Below are 24,274 nucleotides of genomic sequence, written 5' to 3' on the forward strand. Positions count from 1 at the left end.
AGACGATCGTCCGCAGCCGATCGCCTGTCCGCCGAACCGATTGTGCGCCGCTAGCCAAGAGGTTTCTTCTCCAGATGGTGCCCTGCTGGGGGCCGGACCCGTCAGGATTGATCCCGCATTCCCGCGGCACGGTCAAGTTTCGCCGACCTATGGGCCGGCACGTTCCGCGGCTTTCCGGGGGCGTGCCGGCATGCGCGGCCCTTTACCGCTGGCCGATGGCCGCGCGCGTGGCTAATGTGGCGCCAAAGCCGTTCAAGGTGCCCATATGTCCGAATCAGTTGATTATATCATTGTTGACGATGCGATAATTCTGCCGCCCAGCGAGGATGAGAACGGCCGCCTGCAAAACGCCTCGGGCGTTTTCGACAGGGACGGCAGGCCGGTCGACATCGCGGTCTCGCTGACCCATGGCCGCCCCCGGCACGCCCCGGTCGAATACAGCGCCCCCGAGGCGCCGGAGTTCATTCCGGGCACCCATATCTTCGGCGGCATCTTCTTTGGCCATTTCGGCCATTTCATCACGGAATCGACCGGCAGGCTCTGGGCGCTGGACGATCCGGCCTTCGGAACCCGCTCGGCGCTCTACATCCCCAAGGCCGGGCCGGTGAACGATGCGGCGATCAAGGCCCAGACCGCGCTGCTTGCCGCCCTGGGCATCTCGGCCGAGATCCGGGTCGCCAAGGGGCCGACGCGGGTCGAGCGGCTGGTGGTGCCGCGACAGGAATTCGGCCTGGGCCCGGACCTGATCTCGGGCAGCGGACGCTTTGTCGCCTTCGCCCGCAGCGCGGCGGAGAAGGTCGCGCCGGCCGGTGCGGAAAAGCTCTACATCTCGCGCCGCGACCTGCCCTTCGACCGCGGCACCATCCTGGGCGAAACGCTGGTCGAGGCGCTTCTGGAGCGCGAGGGCTACCGGATCTGGCTGCCGCATCGCTGCAGCAAGGAGGAGCAGGTCGCGCAATATCGCGCCGCCCGGCAGATCATCTCGGTCGACGCCTCGCCGCTGCATCTTCTGGCCTATGTCGCCCAGCCCCATCAGCAGATCGCCATCATCAAGCGGCGCTCGATGAATGCGGTCGACGACATCGTGCAGCATCTCGAATCCTTCGGCGGCAGCCAGGTGACGGTGATCGACCGTCTGGTCGCCAATCACGTGCATGCACGCCTGCCGCGCATCGGCCGCTCGTCCTGGGGCGAGGTGGATCTGGGGCAGGTCGGGCAGGAACTGAAGGCGCTCGGCCTCATCGAGGACACGTCGGGCTGGCGCAACCTGACCGAGGACGAGATCGCCGCGCAGATCGCGGTCATCGAAGCCGGGATGAACGCGAAATACGTCCGCAAGCCGGTGCCGGAGCCCGCTCCCGCCGACTGAACCCGGACCCGCCGCCGTCCGGCCGGGGCCCTCATTCCCCCGCGCCGCCCTTCGCCCGGTCGGCACCCCTCGACAAGCCCGGTTCCATGGTTCCGGCCCTCCGCGAAAGCGGCGGCCGGGGCCGTGATGGACAATTCTTTGGCGAAACCGGCCGGGCGGTGTAGCCTTGCGGTGGCAGGAAGGAGCACAAGCGCATGTCCCGAAAGACCGCCCGCTATGTCATCGTCCCCGATGACAACGTCTTCAACGACAGCATGGAGACCAGCAGCTTCCGGCTGTTCCGCGCCATGCATCACCGGCTGTTCCGGGCATCGGGCGCCCGGCCCGCGGGCAGCGTGGCGCAGGGCGCCGGCGAGGGCTCGGCGCCCGCGATCCGGCCGCGCCTGCGATTGCTCGACACCGAGGTCGGCCGCATCCGGCTGATCGATTCGATCGGCGAGAACGAGGCATCGCTGGTCTGCATGAGGCCCGAGCAGGCGCGCGAATTGCAGCGCGCCTATCCCGGCCTGCGCGTGCGGCGCGAGCTGCGGCTTTACCCGCTGCGCTACGGCCAGATGGACATCATCCGCAAGGAGGCCAAGCCCTCGGCCTTTCGCTCAGCCAAGGAGCTTGAGTTGCGCTGCGTCGATGCGGCCAGCGGCAAGCCGGTCGCCGGGGCCTCGGTCGTGGTGGTGCTGGACAGCCGGCGCGGCTTCGGCATCTCGGACGGGGTGACGGACCGGGACGGGCGCTACCGCACCGCGCTGCCGGCCGGGCAGACCCGCATCGACGCGGTGATCTGCCAGCCCTTCGCGGACCATTGGCCGGGCGGGGCCGAGGATATCGCGGTCAGGGACAAGGGCCCGACCGAGCTGACCCTGTCGCTGGCGCCCATCCGGGCGGATTTCCCCGACGGGCTTGCGCGGATGCTGGCGCCGGCGGAAAAGGCCGACGGGCGCGGCGTCCGCGTCGCCATCGTCGACACCGGGGTCGATCCCGCGAAGGGGCTGAAGCTCGAACGCGGGCTGAACACCACCGGCACCGAGCCCGCCGACGAATGGTTCGACAACGGCACCGGGCACGGCACCCATGTCGCGGGCATCGTGGCGCGCGTCGCGCCCCAGGTCGCGCTGCATTCCTATCGCGTCTTCGAAAAGGATGCGGGCGGAGCCAGCGAATTCGCCATCGCCCGCGCCATCCGCCAGGCCGTCGACGACGGCTGCGACCTGATCAATCTCAGCCTCGGCCAGGGCTCCGAGCCGGTCTCGATCTCGCGCGAGGTGCGGCGGGCGCGGGCAATGGGCGTGGTCTGCGTCGCCGCCTCGGGCAACGACTACATGTCGCCGGTCTCATACCCGGCGCGCTCGGGCACGGTGGTGGCGGTTTCGGCCGGCGGGGTGCTGGACGCCTGGCCCGAGGGCGCAGTCACCGGGCGCAACGTCGCAACGGATCCCGCCCCCGTCGGGGACCGCTTTTTCGCCCGATTCAGCAATATCGGACCGGAAGTGGACTTTATCGGGCCCGGCGTGGGGATTATATCTTGGGTCAGCAAGACCTCGAAAGGGGTGATGGACGGCACCTCGATGGCCTGTCCCGCGGTGGCGGGGCTGATTGCCCGGCTGCTGTCCGCGACCCCGGAACTCCTGTCGGCCGAGCGCAACCAGCAGCGTTCCGACGACATTATCAAGATGGCGAACAGCCATGCCGTTCCGATCGGCTTCGGCCCGGAATACGAAGGTGCGGGGCTGATCGACCAGAACCAGGGCCAAGGATGATGGCAATGAAGGCGCAACGCAAGAAGACCGAAAGCTGCATGCTCGTCTATTCCGACGACCGCGATCCCAGCCGCGAGGAAACGGCCGAGATGCTGGACCATCTGAAGCCGCTGCCGGCCGAAGAGGTCGTGCCGGGCACGATCCGGGTCGAGGGCAGCCTGAGCGAGGTGCGCAAATGCGTCGGTGACCTGGCGCATTGGCGGCTGGCGCAAGAGCGGATCTTCAAGCTCAATCCCCCGCACAAGGCGCAGCTGCGCTGACGCGCCGCCGGCCGGCCGCGGGCGGGGCGGCCTTGCCCCGGCCGGCACCGGCATCCCCGGGCCGAGAAACCGCGCTGCCAGCTTCCGGCGGACCGAAGCGGCGGCGGCAAGGCGCGGGCATCGGCCCTGGGCGGGTCGCCTTTTCGCCATGCCGGGAAAGCCGGCCGGTCGCGCCTTCGGCTGGAGGGGATCGGGCGAAACGCCCGCGGGCGGTCATTTCGCGCGCCATGGGCCGGGGTATTTCCCCTCCCTTCCCTGCTTCAGCCGCCGATCTGCCTCGGGATCAGGAACGGGATCGCCCCGGCGAGAGCACCCGGCGCACCGGCTTGCGGCGCCGACCTTCCTAGGCGAGGATCCTCCCGGTCCGCGGACGTCATCCGCGGCTGCTTCAGCCGCCGCTCGGCGATCCGTTCCCGGAAAGAGGCCAAGCCTATCCCGGGCTGCGGAGGTTCCCGCCACGGCACCGACCAGCGTCGCGATCCTGTCCGCGCAAGGGATGATGCAGCGCCGCACGGTGCATCGACAGAAAATCCTCGACCCTGTACAGGTGTCCGGCCAGTCCGTACGCCCGTCGCGGTGCATCTGCCGGAACTGAAAGGCAGCGCGATGGGCTCTGTGTCGCCGATGGATCTTGCCCCCCAGCAGACCGGCGGCCTACCGCTGCAGCTGCCGGACGAGGCAGGCGACGACGGCACGCTGATGCGCTGGCTGCAGGACCGGCAGCCCATGCCGGGGCCAAGGCGAGCGGTCCTGTTCGAATATCAGCATCCGCTTCTTGGGCTGCATTGGCGCTCGTGCCTTCGGCGAACCCCTATGCCCGAGGCGCTGCAAAACCCTGCAGCCGCCGGGGCTGCAAAGCACCATGTCGATGTGTCGAAGGCAGGGATGCCGCGCTATGCCAGGGGCTATGCGCGCCGGGGCGACAGCCCGGTGATGCGCCGGCTCTACTGGGCGATCAAGGAGGCGGCTCCTCAATTCGGTGGGCTGGACAAGACGGCGCTCGACCAGGCCGTGGCGCGCTCGATGCACGGCAATCCGCCCATTCGCGACTGCATGAGACCATAGCGAAAACGAACGCCCGGGAACTGGACGGCGGGGAGCGCGCCGTCGGGTTTTCCGACGATGCTGGTCACCAATTCTTTCCTTGCCGAACAACGGGTAACCGGCCGGGCTTAACAGCGGTGCGGACAGGCGGTGACCTTCGGACCGCTTTCGCTGCGCCAGGTTCAGGCGGCAGTTGCGGAGAAACCGCGTGCGGCCTGCTGCAAGGGCCGACTGTCTCCGCAAGGTTCTGCCTATACCCCCTCGGGCAGCTTCGATCGCATCGCCTCCCTTCGGTCGAGCCTGTCTCCGTCGATGACGAAGGTGCCGTCGCCCACCGCATGCAGGGTTCGCGTTTCCGTGCGGTTGGTGTCGAACCAGGCCGCCAATCCGTCCAGAACGACGATGCCGTGCCGCTCGACGATATCGACCACCCGGCATTCGATATTGGCAAGGCAGTCGCGGATCAGCGGCGCGCGGACATGCGTTGCGGGCAGGCGCGTCAGGCCGAACCGCTGGAACTTGTCCACCTCGGCGCCCGAGCAGGTTCCGATGCCGATCACCGTGTCGATCATGTCCAGCGTCGGGATGGCGATCACGCATTCCCCGGTCTCGCGCAGTGCTGTCCAGGAATGGTTCCATGGCCCGGTGGTGATGGCGAAACGCGGGGTGAAATCCATCACCATGGTCCAGGTGATGGTCATCACGTTGTTCCTTGCGCCGTCATGCGTGGTGACCAGCGTCACCGGTCCCGGCTCGATCAGGGTGAAGGCGCGGCTCAGCGGCAGTTCCTTCATGATGCTATCCTTCCTGTTTCGCTCATCCGCCTTCCCTTCGACCTGACGCATGAGGATGGCGACGAGACGGGGCCCGCCGCACGAGCGTGGCGCCCATCCGGCCGGCGGGGGCCACTGTAAGGCGCATCCGCTCTCACTCTGGCACGGCCGATGCGGGCTGCCAATCGCGCATCGGCCGCAGCCCCTGCGGCGAAAGCCGTCAGGCCGGGCACTCGGGCGAGGTGCGGCGCAAGCAAGGCGCGATCTGCATCACCCCAAGGAAAGACCACGGCCAAGCTGCGACCCGCCCCCCCTCGATCAGCCCTCGAAACGGATGCCGAGGACGGGAAGATAGTCCTTCGCAAATGGCGACCAGCGCGCTGGCAGGGTGCCGGTCTCGGGGGTGAGCGTTTCCAGGACGCCCAGCAGCTGCACCAAGGTCGCCCGGATGATCGCATGGCCCAGGCAGGCGTGCTGGCCCATGCCGAACATCAGCGGGCGCGCGCCCTCGCGATCGGGATCGAACCGTTCCGGCGCAGGGAAGGCCAGCGGGTCGTGATTGCCCGCCGCCCAGACCATCGACAGGACGGTCCCGGCCTCCACCACCAGATCGCCCAGGGCAATCCTGCCCGTCGCCAGCCGCATGGTCATCGGGGTAGAGCTGGCCAGGCGCAGGCATTCATTGGCGCATTGCGCCGTTGCCGTGACCTGGTCCCGATGCGCAAAGGCCACCCGCAGCGCCGCATCCAGCCCGGTGGCGGCCGACTCGATCGCGTCGAAGGCCATGCCGGCGATCAGGTCGGCGGCCAGCCCGTCGCCCAGCCGGTCCCGCAGGTTCCGCGAGAAGGGCGCCCCGCCCTGCAGCGCCGCCAGCGACAGGTCCCGCACCCTGCCGGCCGCCGCTTCGGCCAGATGGGCCTTTGCCGGATCGGGCGAGAGGGACAGGACATGGGCCAGGTCGCGCACCGCATCCTCCATCTGCAGGGCCGCAGTCGCGTCAAGACCGATGATCTCGCCCCAGACCCGGCGCACGACCGGCGCGATCAGCCCGGTCCTCAGGTCGATTCTGGCCGGGCCGGAGGGCAGCGCCCGCCGCACCGCTTCGCGGGTGATGCCGGCCAGCGGCACGGTGTTGAAGGCGGCGATCAGTGCGGCCCGCTCGGTCCGATGGACCTCGCCGGATTTGGTGAAGAGCGCCCGGTCGAGCAGCGCCAGCAGCGCGGGCGTCTCCGCCATCGCGGCGGGATCGGGCGCCATGCCGTCGGCCAGCGGATTGCGGGCAAGGCTGACCAGTTCCCGGTGGCCCAGGATGGCATAACCTCCCCATGGCGCGATCTGGATGCGCTCGCCGGCGGCGAAGTCGTCGCGGAAGGCCTCGGCGGCAGAAGCCCAGCCATCGGGATTGTCGAAAGTCTGAAAGGTTTTCATGATATCAGTCCAGCAAGTGCAAGAAGACCCCCCGCCGGCAGGCAGGGTGGCGAAACCGGAAACCGGGTCCTTAGCGCTTGCGGATCGACTGATGCATGTAATCGTCCTTTCGCCCCAGAAGATAGGACGCTGGCCCTGCCCGGGCAAGAGGCGTGGCAGAACCATCCGGCATGCGTGTGAATGCCCGCCAATCAGGCTTCGACCGATGCCGCACGCGGTACGCCCGATGCGGGAGGGCTTCCTGCCGCCTTTCCCCGTTTCTGTCTCCACTATCCCCAGCGCAAAAGCATGGCGCTCAAGCCGCGAGCATGCATCGTTCATGTCGGGGGTCGCTCCCGATCGAGGATGAGCGTGCCGACATCTGCCCGACGGTCAGGCCCGCGGGATTTTTTGCCTTCTGCCTGCGACATTCGGCTTGATTTCCAGGGGACTTGAGGATGCACGATCCGCGGAACCGGCCGAAAGCGCGAGGGAGGGATCATGGGGCAGCATGTTCGGCAGCCACCCGCAACGATCAGCGGCGGGCCGCTCCCGCGGTTCATCGCGGCGAGCGGCCTGACCAATCTGGCGGACGGAATCGCTACCGTCGCCTGGGCCTGGACGGCGTCGCTGCTGACGCGTGACCCGCTGCTGATCGCCCTGGTTGCCGTGGCGCTGCGGTTGCCCTGGGCCATCTTCGCGATTCCGGCCGGGATCGTCACCGACAGGGCCGACCGGCGCAGGCTCATCCTCGGCATGGATGTGCTTCGGTCTGCGGGTTTCGGCGGGGCGGCCGTGGCGCTCTGGTCGGCGTTGCCGCTGGCGGACGCGCCGCAGGTCGGGGTCTCCTCGATGCCTGCTTTCGCGGCGCTGATCCTTGCAGCCCTGACCGTTGGCGGGGCCGAGGTCTTTCGCGACAATGCCGCGCAGACCATGCTGCCCTCGCTGGTGCCGCATGAGCGGCTGGAGGCGGCAAACGGCAGGTTGTGGAGCGTGGAACTGACCGGCAACGCGCTTGTCGGCCCCCCGCTCGGCGCAGTGCTGGTGGCGATGGCGCTGCCGCTGCCGTTCGTCGTCAACGGCGTGAGCCACGGCCTTGCGGCGCTGATCGTTGCGGGGATCGCGGGGGGCTTCCGGCCACGCCACGCGGACAGGAGGAACTGGCGCAGTGAACTGGCCGAGGCAATGGCTTTTCTGCGCGCTGCCCCGATCCTGGGGCTGCTCGCCTGGCTCACCGGGTTCTGGAACCTGTTTTTCCAGATGGTGATGATCGGCCTGATCCTGCATGTGCAGGAGAATCTCGGCCTGTCCGCCACCGGCTATGGGCTGGTGCTGGCGGCGGGGGCGGTCGGCGGCATCGCTGGCGGATTGCTCGGCGAGCGCGTCGTGCGGCGGATGGGTGCCGGAGCGGCGGCCCAATGGATGCTCTTCGCCTCGATTCCCGCCTTTGCAGCCATCGCCTTGGCCCCGAGCGCGTGGGTGCTGGGCCTGATCCTTGCGATCTTCGAGTTCTGCGGGCTGGTGTGGAACACGGTTTCGGTCTCGACCCGGCAACGGATGATCCCCGACCGCCTGCTCGGCCGCGTCAACAGCCTCTACCGGCTGCTGGCCTGGGGGATGATGCCGCTTGGCCTGCTGCTGTCCGGCATTGTCGTGCGCGCAGCCGAGGCGGTGGTCGCCCGCGACTCGGCCCTGACCGCCCCATTCTGGGTGGCCGCAGCCGGTATCTCGCTGGTCACTGCGATCGGATGGCGGCCGCTTGGCAGAGGGCTCGGCCACCGGGCGCCCCGGAAGGGGTAGAAGATCCTGATGCGTCAATGGAAGCTTTGTCCCGTATCGGTGGCATTGGCCTGGGAAACGGCAAGCCGGGCGTCCGGTCCGGGAAAGCCGCGCTGCAGCGTCGGCGATCTCTCGGCCGCCGGCAAAGGGCCGCATACGATGAACTGCGCGCTTTTGTGCTGCGAGAAGCATCGGAGCCGGCATCGGTGGCGCTGATCGCCACGCCTTCGTCCCGCGGAAATCGCGGCAAGGATCACCATGGAGATCGGCCCGGCATCGCATCATCCGGCGCCGGGACAGGACGCAGGGCCCAAGGCGCCGCCCGGCCCTGCAGGATCGGCCAGCGCACCGCGCCGCAGCCTGTTCTGGCGCGCCTCGGCGATCAGCTGCTTTCGCAGGGAGTGGACAGCCTCGGCCCGGCCGAATTCGCGCGCCGCAGCCTGTCGCGCCTGCTCGTAGCCGGGCAGGAGCCGGGCAAGCTCCTGTTCGGCATTCAGCAACGCCCGGCTGCGCTCGCCCGCCAGGGCATTGGCCAGCCGCGCCTCGGCGATCGAAAACGGCCGCTCGACGCGATAGAGGGTGTCGAGCTCATCCTCCAATTGCCTGACGCGATGGCGCGCGGCCTCGACATGGGCGCGAAAGGCGGCAAGGCGCCGCATCTCCAGATCGGCCTTCAACCGCGCGATGCGTTCCAGCCCGCCAAGCGCGTCCTGCCTGCGACTCATGTTCCCTCCTTGCGCCGGGGCAGGCCGCCCCAGCCCTCGCGCGCCTTCTTGCGCATGGCTTCGGCAAAGCGGATGGCGGCGGCGACCGGGGCGAAGTGCTCGGCCTTGATCTCTTGCCCGATCTCGACCGTGGCGTGCAGCGCGCGCGCGCAGGGCGGATCGGACCAGATCGGGACCCGATGCTCATGCGCACGCTCGCGAATGCGGCGGGCGACCTCGTCCACCCCTTTCGCCAGGCAGACCGGGGCCCGGCCGCTGCCGCGTTTCCATTCCAGCGCCACCGCGTAATGCGTGGGGTTGACGATGATCACATCCGCCTTTTCCACATCGGCCAGCATGGTGCTGAGCACGATGTCGACCCCCTTTTGCCGCCGCGCGGCCTTCAGGTGGGGATCACCCTCGTTTTCCTTGTGTTCGTCCTGCATTTCCTGCCGGGACATGCGATGCCGCTTCAGGTATTCCCGCCGCTTCCAGATCAGGTCGATGCCGGCGAAGATCGCGCCGATGCCCAGCGCCAGCAGAGCCGCCCGGCGCAGGATCAGCCCCAGCCCCTCGACCCATTGCAGATCTGCCATGACGCCGGAGTTCAGCAGCCAGGACAGCAGCGAGGCATAGAGAAACCACCCCCCGACACCCACCAGCAGGGCCTTGCCCAGAGAGATCGAGAAGGTCACGAGCCCGCTTTTCCCGAATTTCTGCGCCGCATTCTTGACCGGATTGATGCGCTTGACGTCGGGCAGCAGCTTCTTGGGCGTCAGCACGACCGAGCGCTGCACCACCAGGCCCAGCACCACCGGCACCGCCATGATCGCCACCCCCGCCAGCGTGGCCAGAGCGGCCTGGCCGGCCAGGGCGCGCGCCAGATCGGCGACCGCCCGGCCTTCGGCATCGGGCCAGGGCTCGCCGCCCAGGGCGCGGGCGGCCATGCCGGTCCAGGCCGGGGCCGCCCAGCCCATGGCAAACAGCGCCGCCAGCCAGAAGCCCAGATACATCAGCGCCGATTGCAGCTCGGCCGAGCGCGGGACGTCGCCTTCCTGCCGCGCCTTGCGCAGCTTGCTTTCCGTGGGGTCGAATTGCTTGTCGTCGTTGTCCTGGCTCATCGGAGAAGGGTTTCCATCATGGCCAGGACGGCCTCGGCCCAGACCGAAAGGATGGTGGGCGTCAGCACGACAAGCGCCAGAAGCGCCAGAAGAATCGCCCCCGGCGCGGCGATGAAGACCACCGGCAGGGCGGGCATCACCTTGCTGATCATCCCCGACAGCGCCTGGAACAGAAAGCCGCCCAGGATGAACGGCGCGGCCAGCAGCATGGCCAGGACAAAGCTCTGCCGGGTCAGGGAAACGGCGCCCGGCAGGATGTCCGGGATCTGCGGCCAGGCCCCCAGCGGCCGCAGCGCCAGGCTTTCGCGCAAAAGGTCGCAGGCCAGGACCGGAAAGCCCAGCGCCATCAGAAGGGCCAGGCCGGCGACATGCATCAGGTTGCCGATCGGATGGGGCGAATATTCATTGGCGGCGCCAACCAGCTGCGACAGCGAGGCCGTGGCGGCGATAGCCGTCGCAGCGATGTCCAGCGCGCTGGCGAAAAGCCGCACCAGCCCGCCCAGCGCAAGCCCCGACAGGATCTCGGCCCCGGCCAGGGCGGCCAGGGGCAGCAGGCCGCCGATCTCGCCCGGCGGCGGCGTATGTTCGGCCAGCAGCGGCGTGACCGCCATGGCCAGCGCGGCGCGCAGCCTGACGGGCATGGCGCGCTCGGAAAAGACCGGCAGCATCAGGAAGCAGGCCTGCGCGCGGCAATAGGTCAGCAGCAGCGCGGTCAGCGCGGCCGCCATGCGCGGATCTGCCAGCAGCTGGCTCATGCTTCGACCGAGCCCAGCAGCCGCACCTGCGCGGCCGGGTCGATCTCGTCCAGCCCCAGAACCGGCATCGCGATCCCGGCCGAGGCCAGCATCATCCGCACCAGGCGCCGGCGGTGATCGGGCACGGCCAGCACCGCCTCCGGACCCGGCCGCTGGTCGCGCAAGGCGGCCTGCACCGCCTCGGCCAGCCGTTTCTGGATCTGCGGGATGGCGCTTGCCCCCGTCCTGGCCGCCTCGGCTTCGGCGCGGGTGATCTCGGCCTCCCATTGCGGGTGCAACTGCAGGATGCCGAGCTGACCCTCGGCGTCCAGGAACTGCTCGGTGATCTGGCCGCGCAGCCGCTTGCGCACCTGCTCATAGACCGCTTCGGGCGTGGCGGCATTGCGCGCCTCGTGCACAGCATCGGTGATCAGCACCAGGTTGCGGATCGAGATACGCTCCTCCAGCAGGCCGCGCAGCACGGCCAGCAGCATCTCGGGCGAGACCTTGTCCGGCACCATGCTGTCGAAGAACCGCTGGTTCAGCTGCGCGCGGTGCTCGTCCGAAACGCTGCCCAGTTCGCGGATCATGCGCTGCATCGAGGACATGGTCAGCAGCGCCGGCAGGTTGGTCTTGACCACCTCCATCAGATGGGTGGACAGGACCTCCATCGGGGTCACGACGGTGGCGCCGGCAATCGCCGCCTCGTCCTGCCAGTCCGGCGCGATCCAGCGCGCTGCGCTGCCATAGACCGGCTCGCGCACGCTTTCGCCGACCAGCCCCTCCAGGGCGGAATCGGCGCCCAGGGCCAGCACCCCCTGCGGCCGCAGAACCCCCTTGCCGCGCACCACCCCCTGCAGGCGGATGATATATTCGCCATCCTCGAAGCCGGTGCCGTCGGTGATGCGGACATCGGGCAGGATCAGCCCATAGGTCCGGGCGATATGCAGCCGCAGGTTGGTGATGCGCTGGCCCAGCCCGCGCGCCGGATCGAGCGCGCCGAGGATCAGCCCCGCGCCGATCTCGACGCAGATCTCGTCCGTGTCCAGCACGTCGCCGATGCGCGCCGGGGACGGGGCGACAGCCTGCGGCTCTGGCATCGCGGCCTTGTCCGGCGGGGGCTTGCCCTGGCGGCTGCGGCTGAACCACGCGGCCGTGCCCAGCACCGCCGCCAGGCCGAAGAACACCAGCGTCGGCATGCCGGGAACCAGGCCGATGACCAGCATCCCGACCCCGCTGACGAAGGGCACCTGCCAGTTGCTGAGGAGCTGCTGCGACAGCAGGTCGGCCGTCGTCTCGGTGGCGCCGCCCCGCGACAGCAGCAGTGCCGCCGCCATCGAGGTGATCAGCGCCGGAACCTGGCTGACCAGCCCGTCGCCGATGGTCAGCTTGGAATAGGTGGTCATCGCCTCGCCCACCGGCATGCCGTGCACAAGCACGCCCGCAGCCAGGCCGACGAACAGGTTGATCAGCGTGATCACCAGGCCGGCGATGGCATCGCCCTTGACGAATTTCGAAGCCCCGTCGAGCGAGCCGAAGAAGCTGATCTCGCGCTGCTCGCGGGCCCGCCTGCGCTTGGCTTCCTCATGGTCGATGGCGCCGGAGTTCAGGTCGCCGTCGATGGCGAGCTGCTTGCCGGGCAGGGAATCCAGCGCGAACCGGGCCGAGACCTCGGCCATCCGCCCGGAGCCCTTGGTGATGACCATGAAGTTCACCACCGTGATCACGGCAAAGACGGTCAGCCCGACCAGCAGCGAGCCGCCGGCAACGAATTCGGCGAAGGCCTGGATGACATGGCCGGCGGCGGCGGTCCCGCTCTGGCCGTCGGTCAGGATCAGCCGTGTGGACGAGATGTTGAGCGACAGCCGGATCAGCAGCGAGATCAGCAGCAGCACCGGAAAGGCCTGGAAGTCCGTCGGCTTCTCGACCAGCGAGGCCATGACCAGGATCAAGGCGGCGCTGGCGATGGAAAGCGCGATTCCCAGGTCCAGCAGGCGCGCCGGCATCGGGATCACCATGGACAGCACGATCAGCAGCAGCACGCCGGTGATGATCAGCGGGCGCGCCGCCCAGCCCGCGCCCTGGCCCGTCTCGGCAATGCTCATTCCTGGGCTCCCCTGGCCTGGTTTCCTGTGGGTTTGGCTGGCGCCAGCAGGCGGTCGACGGTCCAGCCGGGTCCGATCAGCATTCCCGACCGGCGCAGAAAGATCAGCACCTCGATCCGGTCGGCCGGAGGCAGCCGCATCAGCCTTTCATCGATGTCGCGCGGCAGGGATTCGCCGCTGAGCAGCCAGTCCGTCGCCTCGCGGATCAGGCCGTCGCGGGTCGAGACCGCGCTGCCGGCCGGTTCGGCGGCCAGCGCCGCGGACAGGATGAGGAGGGCGATCACGATGCCCTCTTCAACTCGCGCAGCGCGTTCTCGACATCTCCGAAAGACGGGCGGACATGTTCCGGCGCCGACTGGCGGCCCACCTCGACGCAAAGATTGGTGGCGTGCTGGTGCAGGCCCGCAACCAGCACGGATTTGATCACGTCGTAGAAGGCCTGATCCTGCTTCGTCACCGCCCCGAGCCGCTGGGCGAAGGGGGCCACGATCGCATAGGCGAGGAACACGCCGAGGAAGGTGCCGACCAGCGCCCCCCCGATCATCTTGCCCAGCACCTCGGGCGGCTGGTCGATGGCGCTCATGGTCTTGATCACCCCCAGGACGGCGGCGACGATTCCCAGTGCCGGCAGCGCATCGGCCATGTTCTGAAGCGCATGCGGCGCATGCATGGCCTCTTCGTTCATCAGGCCGATGCGCTGGGACAGCATTTCCTCGACCTGATAGGGGTCGTCGTAGTTCAGGCTGGCCGAGCGCAGGGTGTCGGTGATCAGCGTCACCGCGTTCTCGTCGGCCATGATCCGGGGATAGGCCTGAAAGATCGGCGAGGATTCGGGGTTCTCGATATGCTCCTCCAGTTCGACCGGGCTGGACCGCGCGATGCGCAGCAGCTGGAACAGCAGGCACAGCACGTCCTGCAGGTCGGATTCGTGCCAGCGCGGGCCCTTGAGCGAGCGGCCGATGCCGGTCAGCGCCTGCTTGATCACCACGGTCTCGTTGGAAAGCAGGAACGAGCCGATGGCCGCCCCTCCGATCATCATCATCTCGAAGGGCAGGGAATGCAGGATGACCCCGAGCTTTCCCCCTGCCATGATATATCCGCCGAAGACCATCGCGAAGGTCACGACAATGCCGATCATGCCGAACATGAGTTACACCTATTTCCTGGCAGCTCTTATTGCGCCCATGTACGAGGTCAGGACCGCCGCATGGCCCGGCTCGACCGAGGCCATGATGCGGGCGCCGGTTTCCGGCTGGACCCGGGCGAGGATCTGCGCGGCGAAGTCGGGCGGCAGGTTGGACAGGACCATGGCCGCCTGTTCGGGCTTCATCTGGTCATAGACCGCGATCAGGCGCGCGATATCCTCGCCTTGCGCCTGGCTCTGGCCCTGGTGGCCCTGGGCGATCTGCTGCTTCAGCTTGCGCAGTTCGACCAGCTTTTCGGTCAGCTGCCTTTCGGCAAAGGCGATCTCGGCCTTGCGGCGGTCGATGTCCTGCATATAGCGGTCGATGCGCAGCGCGCGCTCGCGCAGCGTATCGGCCAGGGCGACGGCCTCGGGAACGTCGGTGCAGCCGGACATCAGCGCCGAGGGCTCGGCATTGGCGGACAGGCGCGACACGCCGTCCATCAGCATCACCGCCTGGCCGGCCGCGGCAAGGATCATCACTCCGCCCAGAAACGACAGGATCGGCTTACGCATCGGCTGCCACCCCTTCGCGCCGGCGGCGACGCTGCAGCCGCGCCGGGCGGGCCGGTCCGGCCTCGGCGAATTTCTGCTGCAGCATCCAGAAGGCCCGCTCTTCCTTGGCACGCTCGATCTCGTCGGCAAGGGCCTGGGTCGCGCTGGTGGCCTCGGATTTGGCCAGCAGGATGGACCTCTCCAGCCGGCCGATCTCGCTGGTCATCACGGCTATGGCGCCGCCCAGCCCGGTCTCCAGGTCGTTCAGCTTGCGCAGGCGGCGCGCCAGCGCGAAGCAGAAGCCCGACAGGCCGATGGTGAAGGCGATCAGAGCGATCTGCAAAAGCTGCGCTATCGTCATTGGACCCTGAACTCCGTGATGAGGACATCGGTGAACGCCTCCTTGCCCAGGACGAAGACCGCGCGGGTCGCGAGCTCGTCGCGGACGATCTCCAGTATTCCGCGCTTTTCGAAGGCCGAGCCGTCGATATCCGCGAGAAAGCCGTTGAAGCTGTCCAGAAGGCGCGGGATCAGATGCTCGACCGCGGCCCGGTGGCTCTGGTCGGTCTCGATCTTGACCGTCATCACCAGGGTCCGCGACCTGGGCCCGGCCAGCGTCAGCACGATCTGGGGAAGATCGACGAAATCGACCGCCGGGACGGCTTCGGCCTGTACCTTTTCCGCCCTTGGCGCCAGAAGCGACAGCGGCGACCAGAAACCCAGATAGGTCGAGGCAAAGCCAGCCCCGCCCAGCACAAGCGCAAGCCCCAGCGGCAGCAGGATGCGGCCGATCCCCCCGCGGGGCTTTTCTTCCGCATTGATGTCGGCGACATCGGTCATGGTGATTCTCCATCCGTCTGGGGTCTGGATATCACCGGCGGGCTAACCAATTCTTAATCGCCCCATGCCATCAAGGTCGCCACAAGGATGATGCGATTCGAAGGGGGCGGTTTTGCTGAAGCTGCAAGACTATTGGCGCGAACGAAGCGCAAGGCAGAGGGCCATTCTGGCCGCGGCCTTTCTGTTCACATTTGCCGCGATTGCCGGGCTTTCCTGGATGGCCAGCCGTCCCGGGATGGCGCTGCTCTATTCCGGCCTCGACCCGCAGCAATCCGGCGCGGTGATGGCCGCGGTCGAGAAGTCCGGCGTCCCCTACGAGATCCGGGGCGATTCGATCTGGGTCGCGGAAAGCCGCCGCGACGCGCTGCGCATGACGCTTGCCGGCGAGGGGCTGCCTTCTGCCGGCGGCACCGGATACGAAATCCTCGACGGCATGTCGGGATTCGGCACCACATCGCAGATGTTCGATGCCGCCTATTGGCGCGCGAAGGAAGGCGAGCTTGCACGCACCATCCTGGCGCTGCCGAATGTCAAGGCGGCCCGCGTGCACCTTGCCGTTCCCCAGGGCCGCGGCTATCGGCGCGAGGCCGAGGCGACCGCCTCGGTGACGCTGACGACCGACGGCACGCCCATCAATCGCGGCCAGGCCAGGGCCCTGAAATTCCTGGTTTCCTCCGGCGTGCCGGGGATGTCTGCGGATCGGGTGGCCGTGATCGACAGCGAGCGGGGCGTGGTCTCGTCGGGCGAGGAATTCGCCGGCGAGGACCGTGAGGCCGACATGAAGCGCAATGTCGAGCGCATCCTGGCCGCGCATGTCGGCCATGGCAACGCCATCGTCGAGCTGCATCTGGACGTGGTCAACGAATCCGAACTGCTGACCGAGCAGCGTTTCGACCCGCAGGAACGCGCGCTGATCTCGCAGGAAAACGAGGAAACCGCCGATCAGAGCACCAACGCGCAGCAGGGCGTGGTCACTGCGGCCTCGAATCTGCCCGAAGGGCAGGGCAGTTCCGGCGATCAGAGCCGCTCCTCGCGGTCCGAAACCCGCCAGCGTTCGAATTTCGAGGTCAGCAGGGTCACGCGCGAGGTGACGCGCCAGCCCGGCGCGACCCGCCGCCTGACGGTGGCCGTTCTGGTCAACGGCGTCGCCCGACCGGGTGCGAATGGCGAAACCGCGCTGGTTCCGCGCGACGAGGCCGAACTGCAGGCGATCCGCGAGCTGGTCGCCTCGGCCGTCGGCTTCGACGAGGCGCGCGGCGATGCGATCACCGTGAAATCGCTGCCCTTCGCTACGCTGTCCGAGGCGGGCACCCTTGCCAGCACCGGCGGCTTCCTGTCCAGGCTGGACCTGAACGGCTTCATCCGCATCGCGCTGGTCGGCTTCTTCGCGCTGGCGCTGGCGGCCTTCCTGCTGCGCCCGCTGCTGAGGTCGAGGACCGGGGGCGGAGCGGCCCCGGCGGCGCTCGACAGGTCCGGGCCGCTGCCCGCCCTGGCGGCGGACAGGACCGCTGCCGATGCCGCGCCGGCGCCGGCCATTCCGAACGTCGTCCCCGAAATCGACTTTACGCCGATGGCCGCGGGCGACGCCGATCCGGTCGGACGGCTCAAGGAACTGATGAAATCGCGCAAGGACGAAAGCCTGCAGATCCTGTCGGGCTGGATCGAGAAGCGTGAGGATGCCGTATGAGACCCGCCGCACTTCGCCTCGACTCGTTCTCCTCGGGCCCTTCGGACGCCGCGCAGCTGGCCGCCGCGATGGCGCGGGACGGCGCCTTTCACGACGGCTACGAAAAAGGCCTGGCCGAAGGGCGCGAGCTCAGCCTCGATGCCCTGACCGGGGCCCTGGCCGATCTGCGCAAGGACCTGTCGGCGAGCCTTGAAAGGGAGGAAGCCCTGCGCCGGGAAATCCGCAACGCGCTGGTCCCCGTGCTGCATGCCGTCGTGGACCTGCTGGGTCCACGCGCGGAAATGGAGCGGCTGCGTCTGGCCCTGGCGCAAGAGATGGCCCGTCTGATCGAACATGCCCCCGGCCGGGTTCTGACCATCCGTTGTCCCGAAGACCTGCATCCCGACCTCGCCGACTGCCTTGCCCGGGCCGGGCTGGGGGATGTGCGGATCGAGCCCCCGGCTGCCGGCCAGGACCTGGTCGAGCTGGCCTCGGGCCAGGGCGCGATCACCTTCGAACCTTCGCTCGTCACCGCCGCGCTGAAATCCATCATTGACGACATCAAGACCGAGGAATGATCATGGACGATCTCGCCAGCCTGATTGCAACCGACCAGATCCAGGTGGAAATCACCATCCGGCTGGGCGGCACGCAGCTTTCCGTGGCCGAGCTTTCCCGCCTGCGGCCGGACGATGTCCTGACACTGGATCAGGACATGTCCGACGGGGTCGAGATCTGCGTCGGCGACCGGGTCATCGCCCGCGGCGAACTGGTGTCGGGCGACGAGACCGACAACCGGCTCTGCGTCCGCATCCTTGGTCCGGCCAGCGCATCGTGATCCGGCTGCTTCTTGTCCTTGCGGCCCTGTTCCTGCCCCAGGCCGCGGCGGCGCAGGACCTGCCGCTGTTCGACACGGCGGGGCTCGACGCGGTCTCTGGCGGGGTCGGGCGGCATGCGGTCACGCTGCTGGCGGTGATGACGGCGCTGTCTCTGGCACCCGGCATCGCCATCATGGTGACCTGCTTTCCCTTCATCGTGACGGTGCTGTCGATCCTGCGGCAATCGCTGGGCCTGCAGCAATCGCCGCCAAACATGCTGATCGTCAGCCTGGCGATGTTCCTGACCTGGTTCGTGATGAGCCCGGTGCTGTCCGAGGCCTGGAACGTCGCCGGCGCGCCGCTGCGCGACGGCCGGATCAGCGTCGAGCAGGCCTTCCAGCGCGGCATCGTCCCCTTCCGCGGCTTCATGGAGATCAGGACTGATCCCGGCATGCTGGCCGCCCTGGCCGAGGTCGCGCCCGATCCCAAGGCGCCGCCCGACCGGCTGTCGGTGCTGATCCCCGCCTTCATGCTCAGCGAGATCCAGCGCGCCTTCGAGATCGGCTTCCTGGTCGCGCTGCCGTTCCTCATCATCGACCTGGTGGTCTCGGCGGTGCTGATGTCGATGGGCATGATGATGGTGCCTCCGGTCATGGTCGCGCTGCCCTTCAAGCTGGCGTTCTTTGTCGTCGTCGACGGCTGGGGCATGATTGCGGCCGCGCTGGTGCGAAGTTATCAATAGCAGGCCGCCCGGCCGGGTCCGGGACCGGAATCCGCCAAGACCAAGACCCGGCGGGGCGGGCCAGGGCGGAATGCGGCCGTGCCGACAGCCGACGGCGAAAATCGGCCGGGCGGGGCCTGGTGTCCGCAAGGTCACTGCGCCCGGGGGCTTTTCAGGAGCGCGGGATTTGGGCATCGGATGGGAAACGGACGACGGGATAGCCATGCCACGCCTGACCATGCTGATCTTTGCAGCGCTTCTGCTGGCCGCGCCGGTCCGGGCCGAGACGGCGCTGCCGGTTGAGTTCGTGCAGGTCCAGCGGACCGAGCTGACCTTCGACGCCGCCCTGGCCGGGACGATCCAGGCCAAGGACAGCGTCGATATCGGCTTCCGCCTGGGCGGGCGCGTCACCGAGGTGCTGGTGCGCGAGGGCGACCATGTCGCCCAGGGCCAGGCCCTGGCGCGGACCGATCCGCTGCAGCAGGAACAGGCACTGCGCGTGGCGCAGGCGGGGGTCGCCTCGGCCGAGGCGGCCGAAGCCCAGGCCCGCCAGGCCCTGGAGCGCGCCCAGGCGATGCTGAATCGCGGCGTGGGCACCCGCGCGGCGCTGGATGCCGCAAGCCAGGCGCTGTCGGCGGCCAGCGGCGGCCTGGCGCAGGCCCGCTCTGCCCTGGGCCAGGCGCAGCGCGCGCTGGAGGACACGGTGATCCGGGCCCCCGCGGATGCCATCGTCACCGCCCGCCGGGCCGAGCCGGGCCAGATCGTGGGCGCGGCGCAGGCGGTGATCTCGCTGGCTTCGGCGACGGGACGCGAGGCGGTGTTCCAGACCCCCGACACGCCGCTGCTGCGCGGCGCGATCGGCGCGCCGGTGACGCTGACCGGCATCGATCTTGCCGATCTGCATATGCGGGCGCGGGTGACCGAGATCGCGCCCCTGGTCGATCCGGCCACGGGCTCGGTCACGGTGCGGGCCGAGATCGAGGATGCCCCGCCGACCGCCAGCCTGCTGGGCGCGGCGGTGCGGGGGGCGGTGCATTTCCCGGCCGGCACCGGCATCGCCGTGCCCTGGACCGCGCTGACCGCCGCGGATGGGAAACCGGCCGTCTGGCTGGTGGGGGGCGACGGCCGCGTCTCGCTGGCCTCGGTCCAGATCGAGCGTTTCGCCAACGGCACGGTGATCCTGCGCGCCGGCATCGAGCCCGGCCAGACCGTGGTCGGGGCCGGATCGCAGCTGCTCTATCCCGGCCGCGAGGTCGCGGACGCATCCAAACCGTCGAGGCAGGAATGATGCGCAAGACCCTGGTCCCGGCATTTCTGGCGCTGACCCTGCTGGCTGGCACGGCAGCGGGCTTCACCCTGCCCTGGCGCAAGCCGCCCGCCCAGCCCGAGGCGGCTCCGCGCCCCGTGGTCAGCACCCTGGTCAGCGACGCCCAGGCAGCCGGCCATTCCGTTCCCGGGGTGATCGCGGCCCGGATCGAGGTCGCCCTGGGCTTCCAGACCCTGGGCCGCGTCACCGCGCGCAATGTCGATATCGGCGATGTGGTCCGCCAGGGCGATGTGCTGGCCACGCTGAACCCGGACGATCTTCAGGGCGATGTCCGCGCCGCCCAGGCCGCGGTCGAGGCGGCGCAGGTGGAGCTGCGCACCGCCCAGGCCAGTGCCGAACGCACCCGCGCGCTGGCACGGCGCAACGTCGCCTCGACCGCGCAGCTGGAACAGGTCGAGCGCGCCCTGGCCGCGGCGCAGGCGACCGAGCAGCAGGCCCAGTCCGAGCTGATCCGCGCCCGCGACGCCGAAGGCTTCGCGGAAATGCGCGCACCTTTCGACGGGGTGATCAGCGCGGTCTTCGCCAATGCCGGCGCCGTGGTCAGCGCCGGCGAGCCGGTGCTGCGGCTTTCGACCCAGGACGGAATCGAGGCGGTGATCGACCTGCCCGATACCGTGCTTTCCCGCGTCGGGCCGGGGGACCCCTACGAGGTCTGGTCGGAAAACGAGCCCGAGCGCATCCTGCCGGCCACCGTCTCGCAGATCGAGCCGGTCGCCGATGCCGTGACCCGGACCCGGCGCATCCACCTGGCGCTTGGCGAGGACGCCGACCTGCGCCTGGGGGCGCTGGTGCGTGCCCGGCCCGCCGGCGCCGCCGCCGCGCGGCTGGTCCTGCCCGAGGCCGCGATCCTGCAGCGCGACGACGGCGCGCATGTCTGGGTGGTCAGCCGCGAGGGCGACCAAGGCACCGTCTCGCTGCGCCGGATCGAGGTCCTGGGCCAGCCGATCGGCCGGAGCGTCACCGTCGCCTCGGGCCTGTCCCCGGGCGAGGAGGTGGTGATCCGCGGCATCCATTCCCTGACCGAGGGCCAATCCGTGGGACCAGGCGTGACACCATGACCCGACGCGGCTTCAATCTTTCCGACTGGGCGCTGCACCACCGTTCGCTGGTGTGGTTCCTGCTGATCGTCTCGATGGTCGCCGGCACGCTGAGCTATCTGCGCCTCGGCCGCGAGGAGGACCCGAATTTCACCATCAAGATCATGGTGATCAGCGCCTCGCTGCCCGGCGCCACCATCGAGGACACGCTGAATCAGGTCACCACCCGGATCGAGACCAAGCTCGAGGAGCTGGACGAGCTGAAATTCACCCGCTCGGTCACCATGCCGGGCCAGTCGGTGGTCTATCTGGAGCTGGACCCGACCATCCGCGGCCCGCAGGTCCCCGAGGTCTGGAAGCGGGTCCGCAACATGATGTCGGACATCCGCCCGGAATTCCCCCAGGAATTCCAGGGCTTCCAGTTCAACGACGATTTCGGCGACGTCTTCGGCAATATCTACGCCTTCACCTCGGACGGCTTCACCCAGCGCGAGCTGCGCGACCGGGTCGAGGACATCCGCAAGCAGGTCCAGGCGCTGCCCATGGCGGGCAAGACCTCGCTGCTGGGGGTGCGCAAGGAACAGATCTATCTGGAATTCTCCTCGGCGCGGCTGGCCTCGCTGGGGCTGAACCACAACCAGGTGGTGCAGACGCTGGCGGTGCAGAACGCCATCTCGCCCTCGGGGATCGTGCAGGCCGGGCCCGAGCAGGTGCTGGTGCGCGTCGGCGGCCAGTTCGACGACGCGGCCTCGATCGCGGCGGTGAACCTGCGGGTCGGCGACCGCTTCTTCAACATCGGCGACGTGGCGACCGTGCAGCGCGGCTACGAGGACCCGCCCAGCGCGCTGTTCCGCTATAACGGCAAGCCGGCCATCGGCCTGCAGATCGGCATGCGCGACGGCGGCAACATCCTGGAATTCGGCCAGGAGGTCGATGCGCTGATGGCCGAGGTGGCGCGCGGCCTGCCCATCGGCATCGAGATGGCCAAGTTCGCCGACCAGCCGCATGTGGTGGACGAGGCGGTCGGTCATTTCGTGCAGGCGCTGGTCGAGGCGGTGGCCATCGTGCTGCTGGTCAGCTTCGTCAGCCTGGGCCTGCGCGCCGGGCTGGTGGTGACGCTGACCATTCCGCTGGTGCTGGCGATCACCTTCGTGATCCTGGACGTCTATGGCATCACCCTGCAGCGCATCTCGCTCGGGGCGTTGATCATCGCGCTGGGGCTGCTGGTCGACGACGCGATGATCGCCATCGAGACGATGATCTCGCGGCTCGAGGTCGGCGACAGCCTGGAGAGCGCCGCCAGCTACGCCTGGAGTTCCATCGCCTTCCCGATGCTGACCGGCACGCTGGTCACGGTGGCGGGCTTCATCCCCATCGGGCTGAACAGCTCGGCGGCCGGCGAGTTCACCTTTTCGCTGTTCGTGGTGATCGCGGTCTCGCTGATCGTCAGCTGGATCGTGGCGGTGCTGTTCGCGCCGCTTCTGGGCGTCACCATGCTGCCCGCGACCATGGCGCACAAGCCGGAACGGCCGAGCTGGCTCAGGCGGCAGTTCCACGGCCTGCTGCTTTGGGGGATGCGGCGCAAATGGCTGACCATCGCCATCACCATGGCCGTCTTCGGCGCCTCGGTGGTCGGCATGCGCTTCGTCGAGCAGCAGTTCTTCCCGACCTCGGACCGGACCGAGATCATCCTGGACGTGACCGAACGCGCCAATGCCTCGATCGCCAAGACCGATGCCGACATGGCCAGGATCGAGGCGATGCTGGCCGAGGAACCGGACGCGCTGTTCTGGACCACCTATGTCGGCCGCGGCGCGCCGCGCTTCGTGCTGTCGATGGATGTGCCGACCCCCGGCCCCTATATGGGCCAGATCGTGATCCAGACCCCGGATCTGGCGGCGCGCGACCGGCTCAAGGCGCGGCTGGTCGAATTCGGCCAGCGCGAGCTGATCGGCACCGACCTCTATGTCAAGAATCTCGAGATCGGGCCGCCGGTCGGCAAGCCGGTGCAATACCGCGTTTCGTCGCCCGACCTGGACCAGGCGCGCGACGCGGCGCGCGAGCTTGCCGCGCTGCTGGCGACCGAGCCGCGGCTGCGCGACATCGCGCTGGACTGGAACGAGCCCGCCCGGGTGGTGCGGCTGCAGGTGAACCAGGACCAGGCGCGCCGGCTGGGGCTGACGAACGAGGATATCTCGGGGGCGCTGTCGGGCACGTTCAACGGCCGCACCATCACCCAGCTGCGCGACGGGATCTTCCTGATCGACGTCACGGCGCGCGGTTCGCAGGCGGATCGCGAATCGCTGGAATCGATCCAGAACCTGCAGCTGGCCACGGCCACCGGCATGCCGATCCCGCTCGCCTCGCTCGCACAGCTGGAATACGATACCGAACAGCCGCTGATCATGCAGCGCGACGGGTTGCCGACGGTGACGGTCAAGGCCGATATCGCCAGCAAGGACCAGCCGGCCACGCTGGTCGAGGCGCTGGCCGACAAGGTCGCGCGCTTCCAGGCCGGATTGCCCCCCGGCGTCCGGGTGACGGTGGGCGGCACGGTCGAGACCTCGGCCGAAAGCCAGGAGCCCATCGCCGCGGTGGTGCCGATCATGCTGCTGATCATGGCGGCCCTGGTCATGGTGCAGATGCAGGGCTTCCGGCTGTCCTTCATCGTCTTTGCCGCCGCGCCGCTGGGTCTGATCGGCGTGGTGGCGGCGCTTCTGCCCTTCGGCGTGCCGATGGGCTTCGTCGCCATCCTGGGCATCCTGGCGCTGATCGGCATCCTGATCCGCAATTCGGTCATCCTGGTGCACGAGGTGCAGGAACTGATCGCGCGCGGCCATGCCAGATGGGACGCGGTTTTCGAGGCTTCGGACAGCCGCGCCCGCCCGATCCTGCTGACGGCGGCGGCTGCCAGCCTGGCGCTGATCCCGATCTCGCGGCAGGTGTTCTGGGGGCCGATGGCCTTTGCCATGATGGGCGGCATCATCGCCGGCACGCTGGTCACGCTGATCTTCGTCCCGGCGCTTTATTGCGCGGTGTTCGGCGTGCGCCCGCCCGAAGGCGACCCGATGCCCAGCCCCGAGGACCGCGCCCGCGCCGCCGCGCATGAATGAGGCAGGGCGCGAGGATCAGGCAGA

Annotated in this window: 23 protein-coding genes; 12 read left to right on the plus strand and 11 right to left on the minus strand. The window is 68.7% G+C overall.

Annotated features, from left to right (window positions below; genetic code table 11):
• Positions 1 to 265 precede the first annotated feature (265 nt).
• The 4 genes from L632_RS22065 (at position 266) to L632_RS24590 (ending at position 4,448) form a co-directional block, all read left to right on the plus strand.
• Positions 266 to 1,369 carry a glycosyltransferase 61 family protein gene (locus L632_RS22065; RefSeq protein WP_051476371.1) on the plus strand — a complete coding sequence of 368 codons (1,104 nt, stop codon included), beginning with the start codon at positions 266 to 268 and terminating at the stop codon, positions 1,367 to 1,369.
• Positions 1,370 to 1,563: 194 nt separating this feature from the next.
• Positions 1,564 to 3,123 (plus strand): S8 family serine peptidase, encoded by a 1,560-nt coding sequence (locus L632_RS0103585; RefSeq protein WP_028716371.1) that lies wholly within the window; start codon positions 1,564 to 1,566, stop codon positions 3,121 to 3,123.
• 5 nt (positions 3,124 to 3,128) lie between these two features.
• Complete coding sequence (locus tag L632_RS0103590; RefSeq protein WP_028711566.1) at positions 3,129 to 3,383, plus strand: hypothetical protein; 255 nt, start codon at positions 3,129 to 3,131, stop codon at positions 3,381 to 3,383.
• Positions 3,384 to 3,959: 576 nt separating this feature from the next.
• Complete coding sequence (locus tag L632_RS24590) at positions 3,960 to 4,448, plus strand: hypothetical protein (protein WP_198021801.1); 489 nt, start codon at positions 3,960 to 3,962, stop codon at positions 4,446 to 4,448.
• A 230-nt stretch (positions 4,449 to 4,678) separates the two neighbouring features.
• Here L632_RS24590 and L632_RS0103600 read toward each other — a convergent pair whose 3' ends face one another.
• Both L632_RS0103600 and L632_RS0103605 read right to left on the minus strand, forming a co-directional pair.
• A complete protein-coding gene (locus L632_RS0103600) occupies positions 4,679 to 5,221 on the minus strand; it encodes a flavin reductase family protein (protein ID WP_028711568.1) in 543 nt (180 codons plus the stop codon).
• 297 nt (positions 5,222 to 5,518) lie between these two features.
• Positions 5,519 to 6,628, minus strand: coding sequence for a cytochrome P450 (locus L632_RS0103605; protein WP_028716372.1), 1,110 nt, complete (start codon positions 6,626 to 6,628; stop codon positions 5,519 to 5,521).
• A 480-nt stretch (positions 6,629 to 7,108) separates the two neighbouring features.
• Between L632_RS0103605 and L632_RS0103610 the strand changes: the two genes are divergently transcribed.
• Positions 7,109 to 8,407 (plus strand): MFS transporter, encoded by a 1,299-nt coding sequence (locus L632_RS0103610; RefSeq protein ID WP_156929412.1) that lies wholly within the window; start codon positions 7,109 to 7,111, stop codon positions 8,405 to 8,407.
• 260 nt (positions 8,408 to 8,667) lie between these two features.
• Here L632_RS0103610 and L632_RS22070 read toward each other — a convergent pair whose 3' ends face one another.
• The 9 genes from L632_RS22070 to fliL are packed head-to-tail and all read right to left on the minus strand — an operon-like array spanning position 8,668 to position 15,568.
• Complete coding sequence (locus tag L632_RS22070) at positions 8,668 to 9,111, minus strand: hypothetical protein (RefSeq protein ID WP_198019305.1); 444 nt, start codon at positions 9,109 to 9,111, stop codon at positions 8,668 to 8,670.
• Positions 9,108 to 10,211: a flagellar type III secretion system protein FlhB gene (gene flhB / locus L632_RS0103620; RefSeq protein ID WP_028711571.1), complete on the minus strand. Its 1,104-nt coding sequence runs from the start codon at positions 10,209 to 10,211 to the stop codon at positions 9,108 to 9,110. Before flhB ends, L632_RS22070 begins: the two co-directional genes overlap by 4 nt.
• Complete coding sequence (locus L632_RS0103625) at positions 10,208 to 10,966, minus strand: flagellar biosynthetic protein FliR (RefSeq protein ID WP_028711572.1); 759 nt, start codon at positions 10,964 to 10,966, stop codon at positions 10,208 to 10,210. The genes flhB and L632_RS0103625 overlap by 4 nt, the downstream gene beginning before the upstream one ends.
• Entirely contained in the window at positions 10,963 to 13,050 is a 2,088-nt protein-coding gene (locus L632_RS0103630) for a flagellar biosynthesis protein FlhA (protein ID WP_051476372.1), read from the minus strand. Before L632_RS0103630 ends, L632_RS0103625 begins: the two co-directional genes overlap by 4 nt.
• On the minus strand, positions 13,047 to 13,334 hold the full coding sequence (locus tag L632_RS0103635) for a hypothetical protein (protein WP_028711574.1): 288 nt from the start codon (positions 13,332 to 13,334) through the stop codon (positions 13,047 to 13,049). Before L632_RS0103635 ends, L632_RS0103630 begins: the two co-directional genes overlap by 4 nt.
• Positions 13,331 to 14,197 carry a flagellar motor stator protein MotA gene (motA, locus tag L632_RS0103640; protein ID WP_028711575.1) on the minus strand — a complete coding sequence of 289 codons (867 nt, stop codon included), beginning with the start codon at positions 14,195 to 14,197 and terminating at the stop codon, positions 13,331 to 13,333. The genes L632_RS0103635 and motA overlap by 4 nt, the downstream gene beginning before the upstream one ends.
• Positions 14,198 to 14,206: 9 nt before the next feature.
• On the minus strand, positions 14,207 to 14,749 hold the full coding sequence (locus L632_RS0103645; RefSeq protein WP_028711576.1) for a MotE family protein: 543 nt from the start codon (positions 14,747 to 14,749) through the stop codon (positions 14,207 to 14,209).
• A complete protein-coding gene (locus tag L632_RS0103650) occupies positions 14,742 to 15,089 on the minus strand; it encodes a hypothetical protein (RefSeq protein ID WP_028711577.1) in 348 nt (115 codons plus the stop codon). The genes L632_RS0103645 and L632_RS0103650 overlap by 8 nt, the downstream gene beginning before the upstream one ends.
• The gene (fliL, locus tag L632_RS0103655; protein ID WP_028711578.1) at positions 15,086 to 15,568 is read right to left on the minus strand and encodes a flagellar basal body-associated protein FliL; all 483 of its coding nucleotides are present in this window, start codon (positions 15,566 to 15,568) and stop codon (positions 15,086 to 15,088) included. The genes L632_RS0103650 and fliL overlap by 4 nt, the downstream gene beginning before the upstream one ends.
• Positions 15,569 to 15,680: 112 nt before the next feature.
• Between fliL and fliF the strand changes: the two genes are divergently transcribed.
• The 7 genes from fliF (at position 15,681) to L632_RS0103690 (ending at position 24,250) form a co-directional block, all read left to right on the plus strand.
• Positions 15,681 to 17,255 (plus strand): flagellar basal-body MS-ring/collar protein FliF, encoded by a 1,575-nt coding sequence (gene fliF, locus L632_RS0103660; protein WP_051476373.1) that lies wholly within the window; start codon positions 15,681 to 15,683, stop codon positions 17,253 to 17,255.
• A complete protein-coding gene (locus L632_RS0103665; protein ID WP_028711579.1) occupies positions 17,252 to 17,812 on the plus strand; it encodes a hypothetical protein in 561 nt (186 codons plus the stop codon). The genes fliF and L632_RS0103665 overlap by 4 nt, the downstream gene beginning before the upstream one ends.
• 2 nt (positions 17,813 to 17,814) lie before the next feature.
• Positions 17,815 to 18,072, plus strand: a complete 258-nt coding sequence (locus L632_RS0103670; protein ID WP_028711580.1) for a FliM/FliN family flagellar motor C-terminal domain-containing protein — start codon at positions 17,815 to 17,817, stop codon at positions 18,070 to 18,072.
• The gene (fliP, locus tag L632_RS0103675; protein ID WP_028711581.1) at positions 18,069 to 18,794 is read left to right on the plus strand and encodes a flagellar type III secretion system pore protein FliP; all 726 of its coding nucleotides are present in this window, start codon (positions 18,069 to 18,071) and stop codon (positions 18,792 to 18,794) included. The genes L632_RS0103670 and fliP overlap by 4 nt, the downstream gene beginning before the upstream one ends.
• A gap of 202 nt (positions 18,795 to 18,996) precedes the next feature.
• Positions 18,997 to 20,061 (plus strand): efflux RND transporter periplasmic adaptor subunit, encoded by a 1,065-nt coding sequence (locus L632_RS0103680; protein WP_036697273.1) that lies wholly within the window; start codon positions 18,997 to 18,999, stop codon positions 20,059 to 20,061.
• Entirely contained in the window at positions 20,058 to 21,158 is a 1,101-nt protein-coding gene (locus tag L632_RS0103685; protein WP_028711583.1) for an efflux RND transporter periplasmic adaptor subunit, read from the plus strand. Before L632_RS0103680 ends, L632_RS0103685 begins: the two co-directional genes overlap by 4 nt.
• Positions 21,155 to 24,250 (plus strand): efflux RND transporter permease subunit, encoded by a 3,096-nt coding sequence (locus L632_RS0103690; protein ID WP_028711584.1) that lies wholly within the window; start codon positions 21,155 to 21,157, stop codon positions 24,248 to 24,250. Before L632_RS0103685 ends, L632_RS0103690 begins: the two co-directional genes overlap by 4 nt.
• The last annotated feature ends 24 nt before the right edge of the window (positions 24,251 to 24,274 follow it).

This window comes from Paracoccus sp. J39 (assembly GCF_000518925.1).
Taxonomy (GTDB): domain Bacteria; phylum Pseudomonadota; class Alphaproteobacteria; order Rhodobacterales; family Rhodobacteraceae; genus Paracoccus.

Bases quoted from the DNA above. Each gene is read 5' to 3' on its own strand.
- L632_RS22065 (WP_051476371.1), top strand. From the start codon at position 266: ATGTCCGAATCAGTTGATTATATCATTGTTGACGATGCGATAATTCTG.
- L632_RS0103585 (WP_028716371.1), top strand. From the start codon at position 1,564: ATGTCCCGAAAGACCGCCCGCTATGTCATCGTCCCCGATGACAACGTC.
- L632_RS0103590 (WP_028711566.1), top strand. From the start codon at position 3,129: ATGAAGGCGCAACGCAAGAAGACCGAAAGCTGCATGCTCGTCTATTCC.
- L632_RS0103600 (WP_028711568.1), bottom strand. From the start codon at position 5,221: ATGAAGGAACTGCCGCTGAGCCGCGCCTTCACCCTGATCGAGCCGGGA.
- L632_RS0103605 (WP_028716372.1), bottom strand. From the start codon at position 6,628: ATGAAAACCTTTCAGACTTTCGACAATCCCGATGGCTGGGCTTCTGCC.
- L632_RS0103610 (WP_156929412.1), top strand. From the start codon at position 7,109: ATGGGGCAGCATGTTCGGCAGCCACCCGCAACGATCAGCGGCGGGCCG.
- L632_RS22070 (WP_198019305.1), bottom strand. From the start codon at position 9,111: ATGAGTCGCAGGCAGGACGCGCTTGGCGGGCTGGAACGCATCGCGCGG.
- flhB (WP_028711571.1), bottom strand. From the start codon at position 10,211: ATGAGCCAGGACAACGACGACAAGCAATTCGACCCCACGGAAAGCAAG.
- L632_RS0103625 (WP_028711572.1), bottom strand. From the start codon at position 10,966: ATGAGCCAGCTGCTGGCAGATCCGCGCATGGCGGCCGCGCTGACCGCG.
- L632_RS0103630 (WP_051476372.1), bottom strand. From the start codon at position 13,050: ATGAGCATTGCCGAGACGGGCCAGGGCGCGGGCTGGGCGGCGCGCCCG.
- motA (WP_028711575.1), bottom strand. From the start codon at position 14,197: ATGTTCGGCATGATCGGCATTGTCGTGACCTTCGCGATGGTCTTCGGC.
- L632_RS0103645 (WP_028711576.1), bottom strand. From the start codon at position 14,749: ATGCGTAAGCCGATCCTGTCGTTTCTGGGCGGAGTGATGATCCTTGCC.
- L632_RS0103650 (WP_028711577.1), bottom strand. From the start codon at position 15,089: ATGACGATAGCGCAGCTTTTGCAGATCGCTCTGATCGCCTTCACCATC.
- fliL (WP_028711578.1), bottom strand. From the start codon at position 15,568: ATGACCGATGTCGCCGACATCAATGCGGAAGAAAAGCCCCGCGGGGGG.
- L632_RS0103665 (WP_028711579.1), top strand. From the start codon at position 17,252: ATGAGACCCGCCGCACTTCGCCTCGACTCGTTCTCCTCGGGCCCTTCG.
- L632_RS0103670 (WP_028711580.1), top strand. From the start codon at position 17,815: ATGGACGATCTCGCCAGCCTGATTGCAACCGACCAGATCCAGGTGGAA.
- L632_RS0103680 (WP_036697273.1), top strand. From the start codon at position 18,997: ATGCCACGCCTGACCATGCTGATCTTTGCAGCGCTTCTGCTGGCCGCG.
- L632_RS0103685 (WP_028711583.1), top strand. From the start codon at position 20,058: ATGATGCGCAAGACCCTGGTCCCGGCATTTCTGGCGCTGACCCTGCTG.
- L632_RS0103690 (WP_028711584.1), top strand. From the start codon at position 21,155: ATGACCCGACGCGGCTTCAATCTTTCCGACTGGGCGCTGCACCACCGT.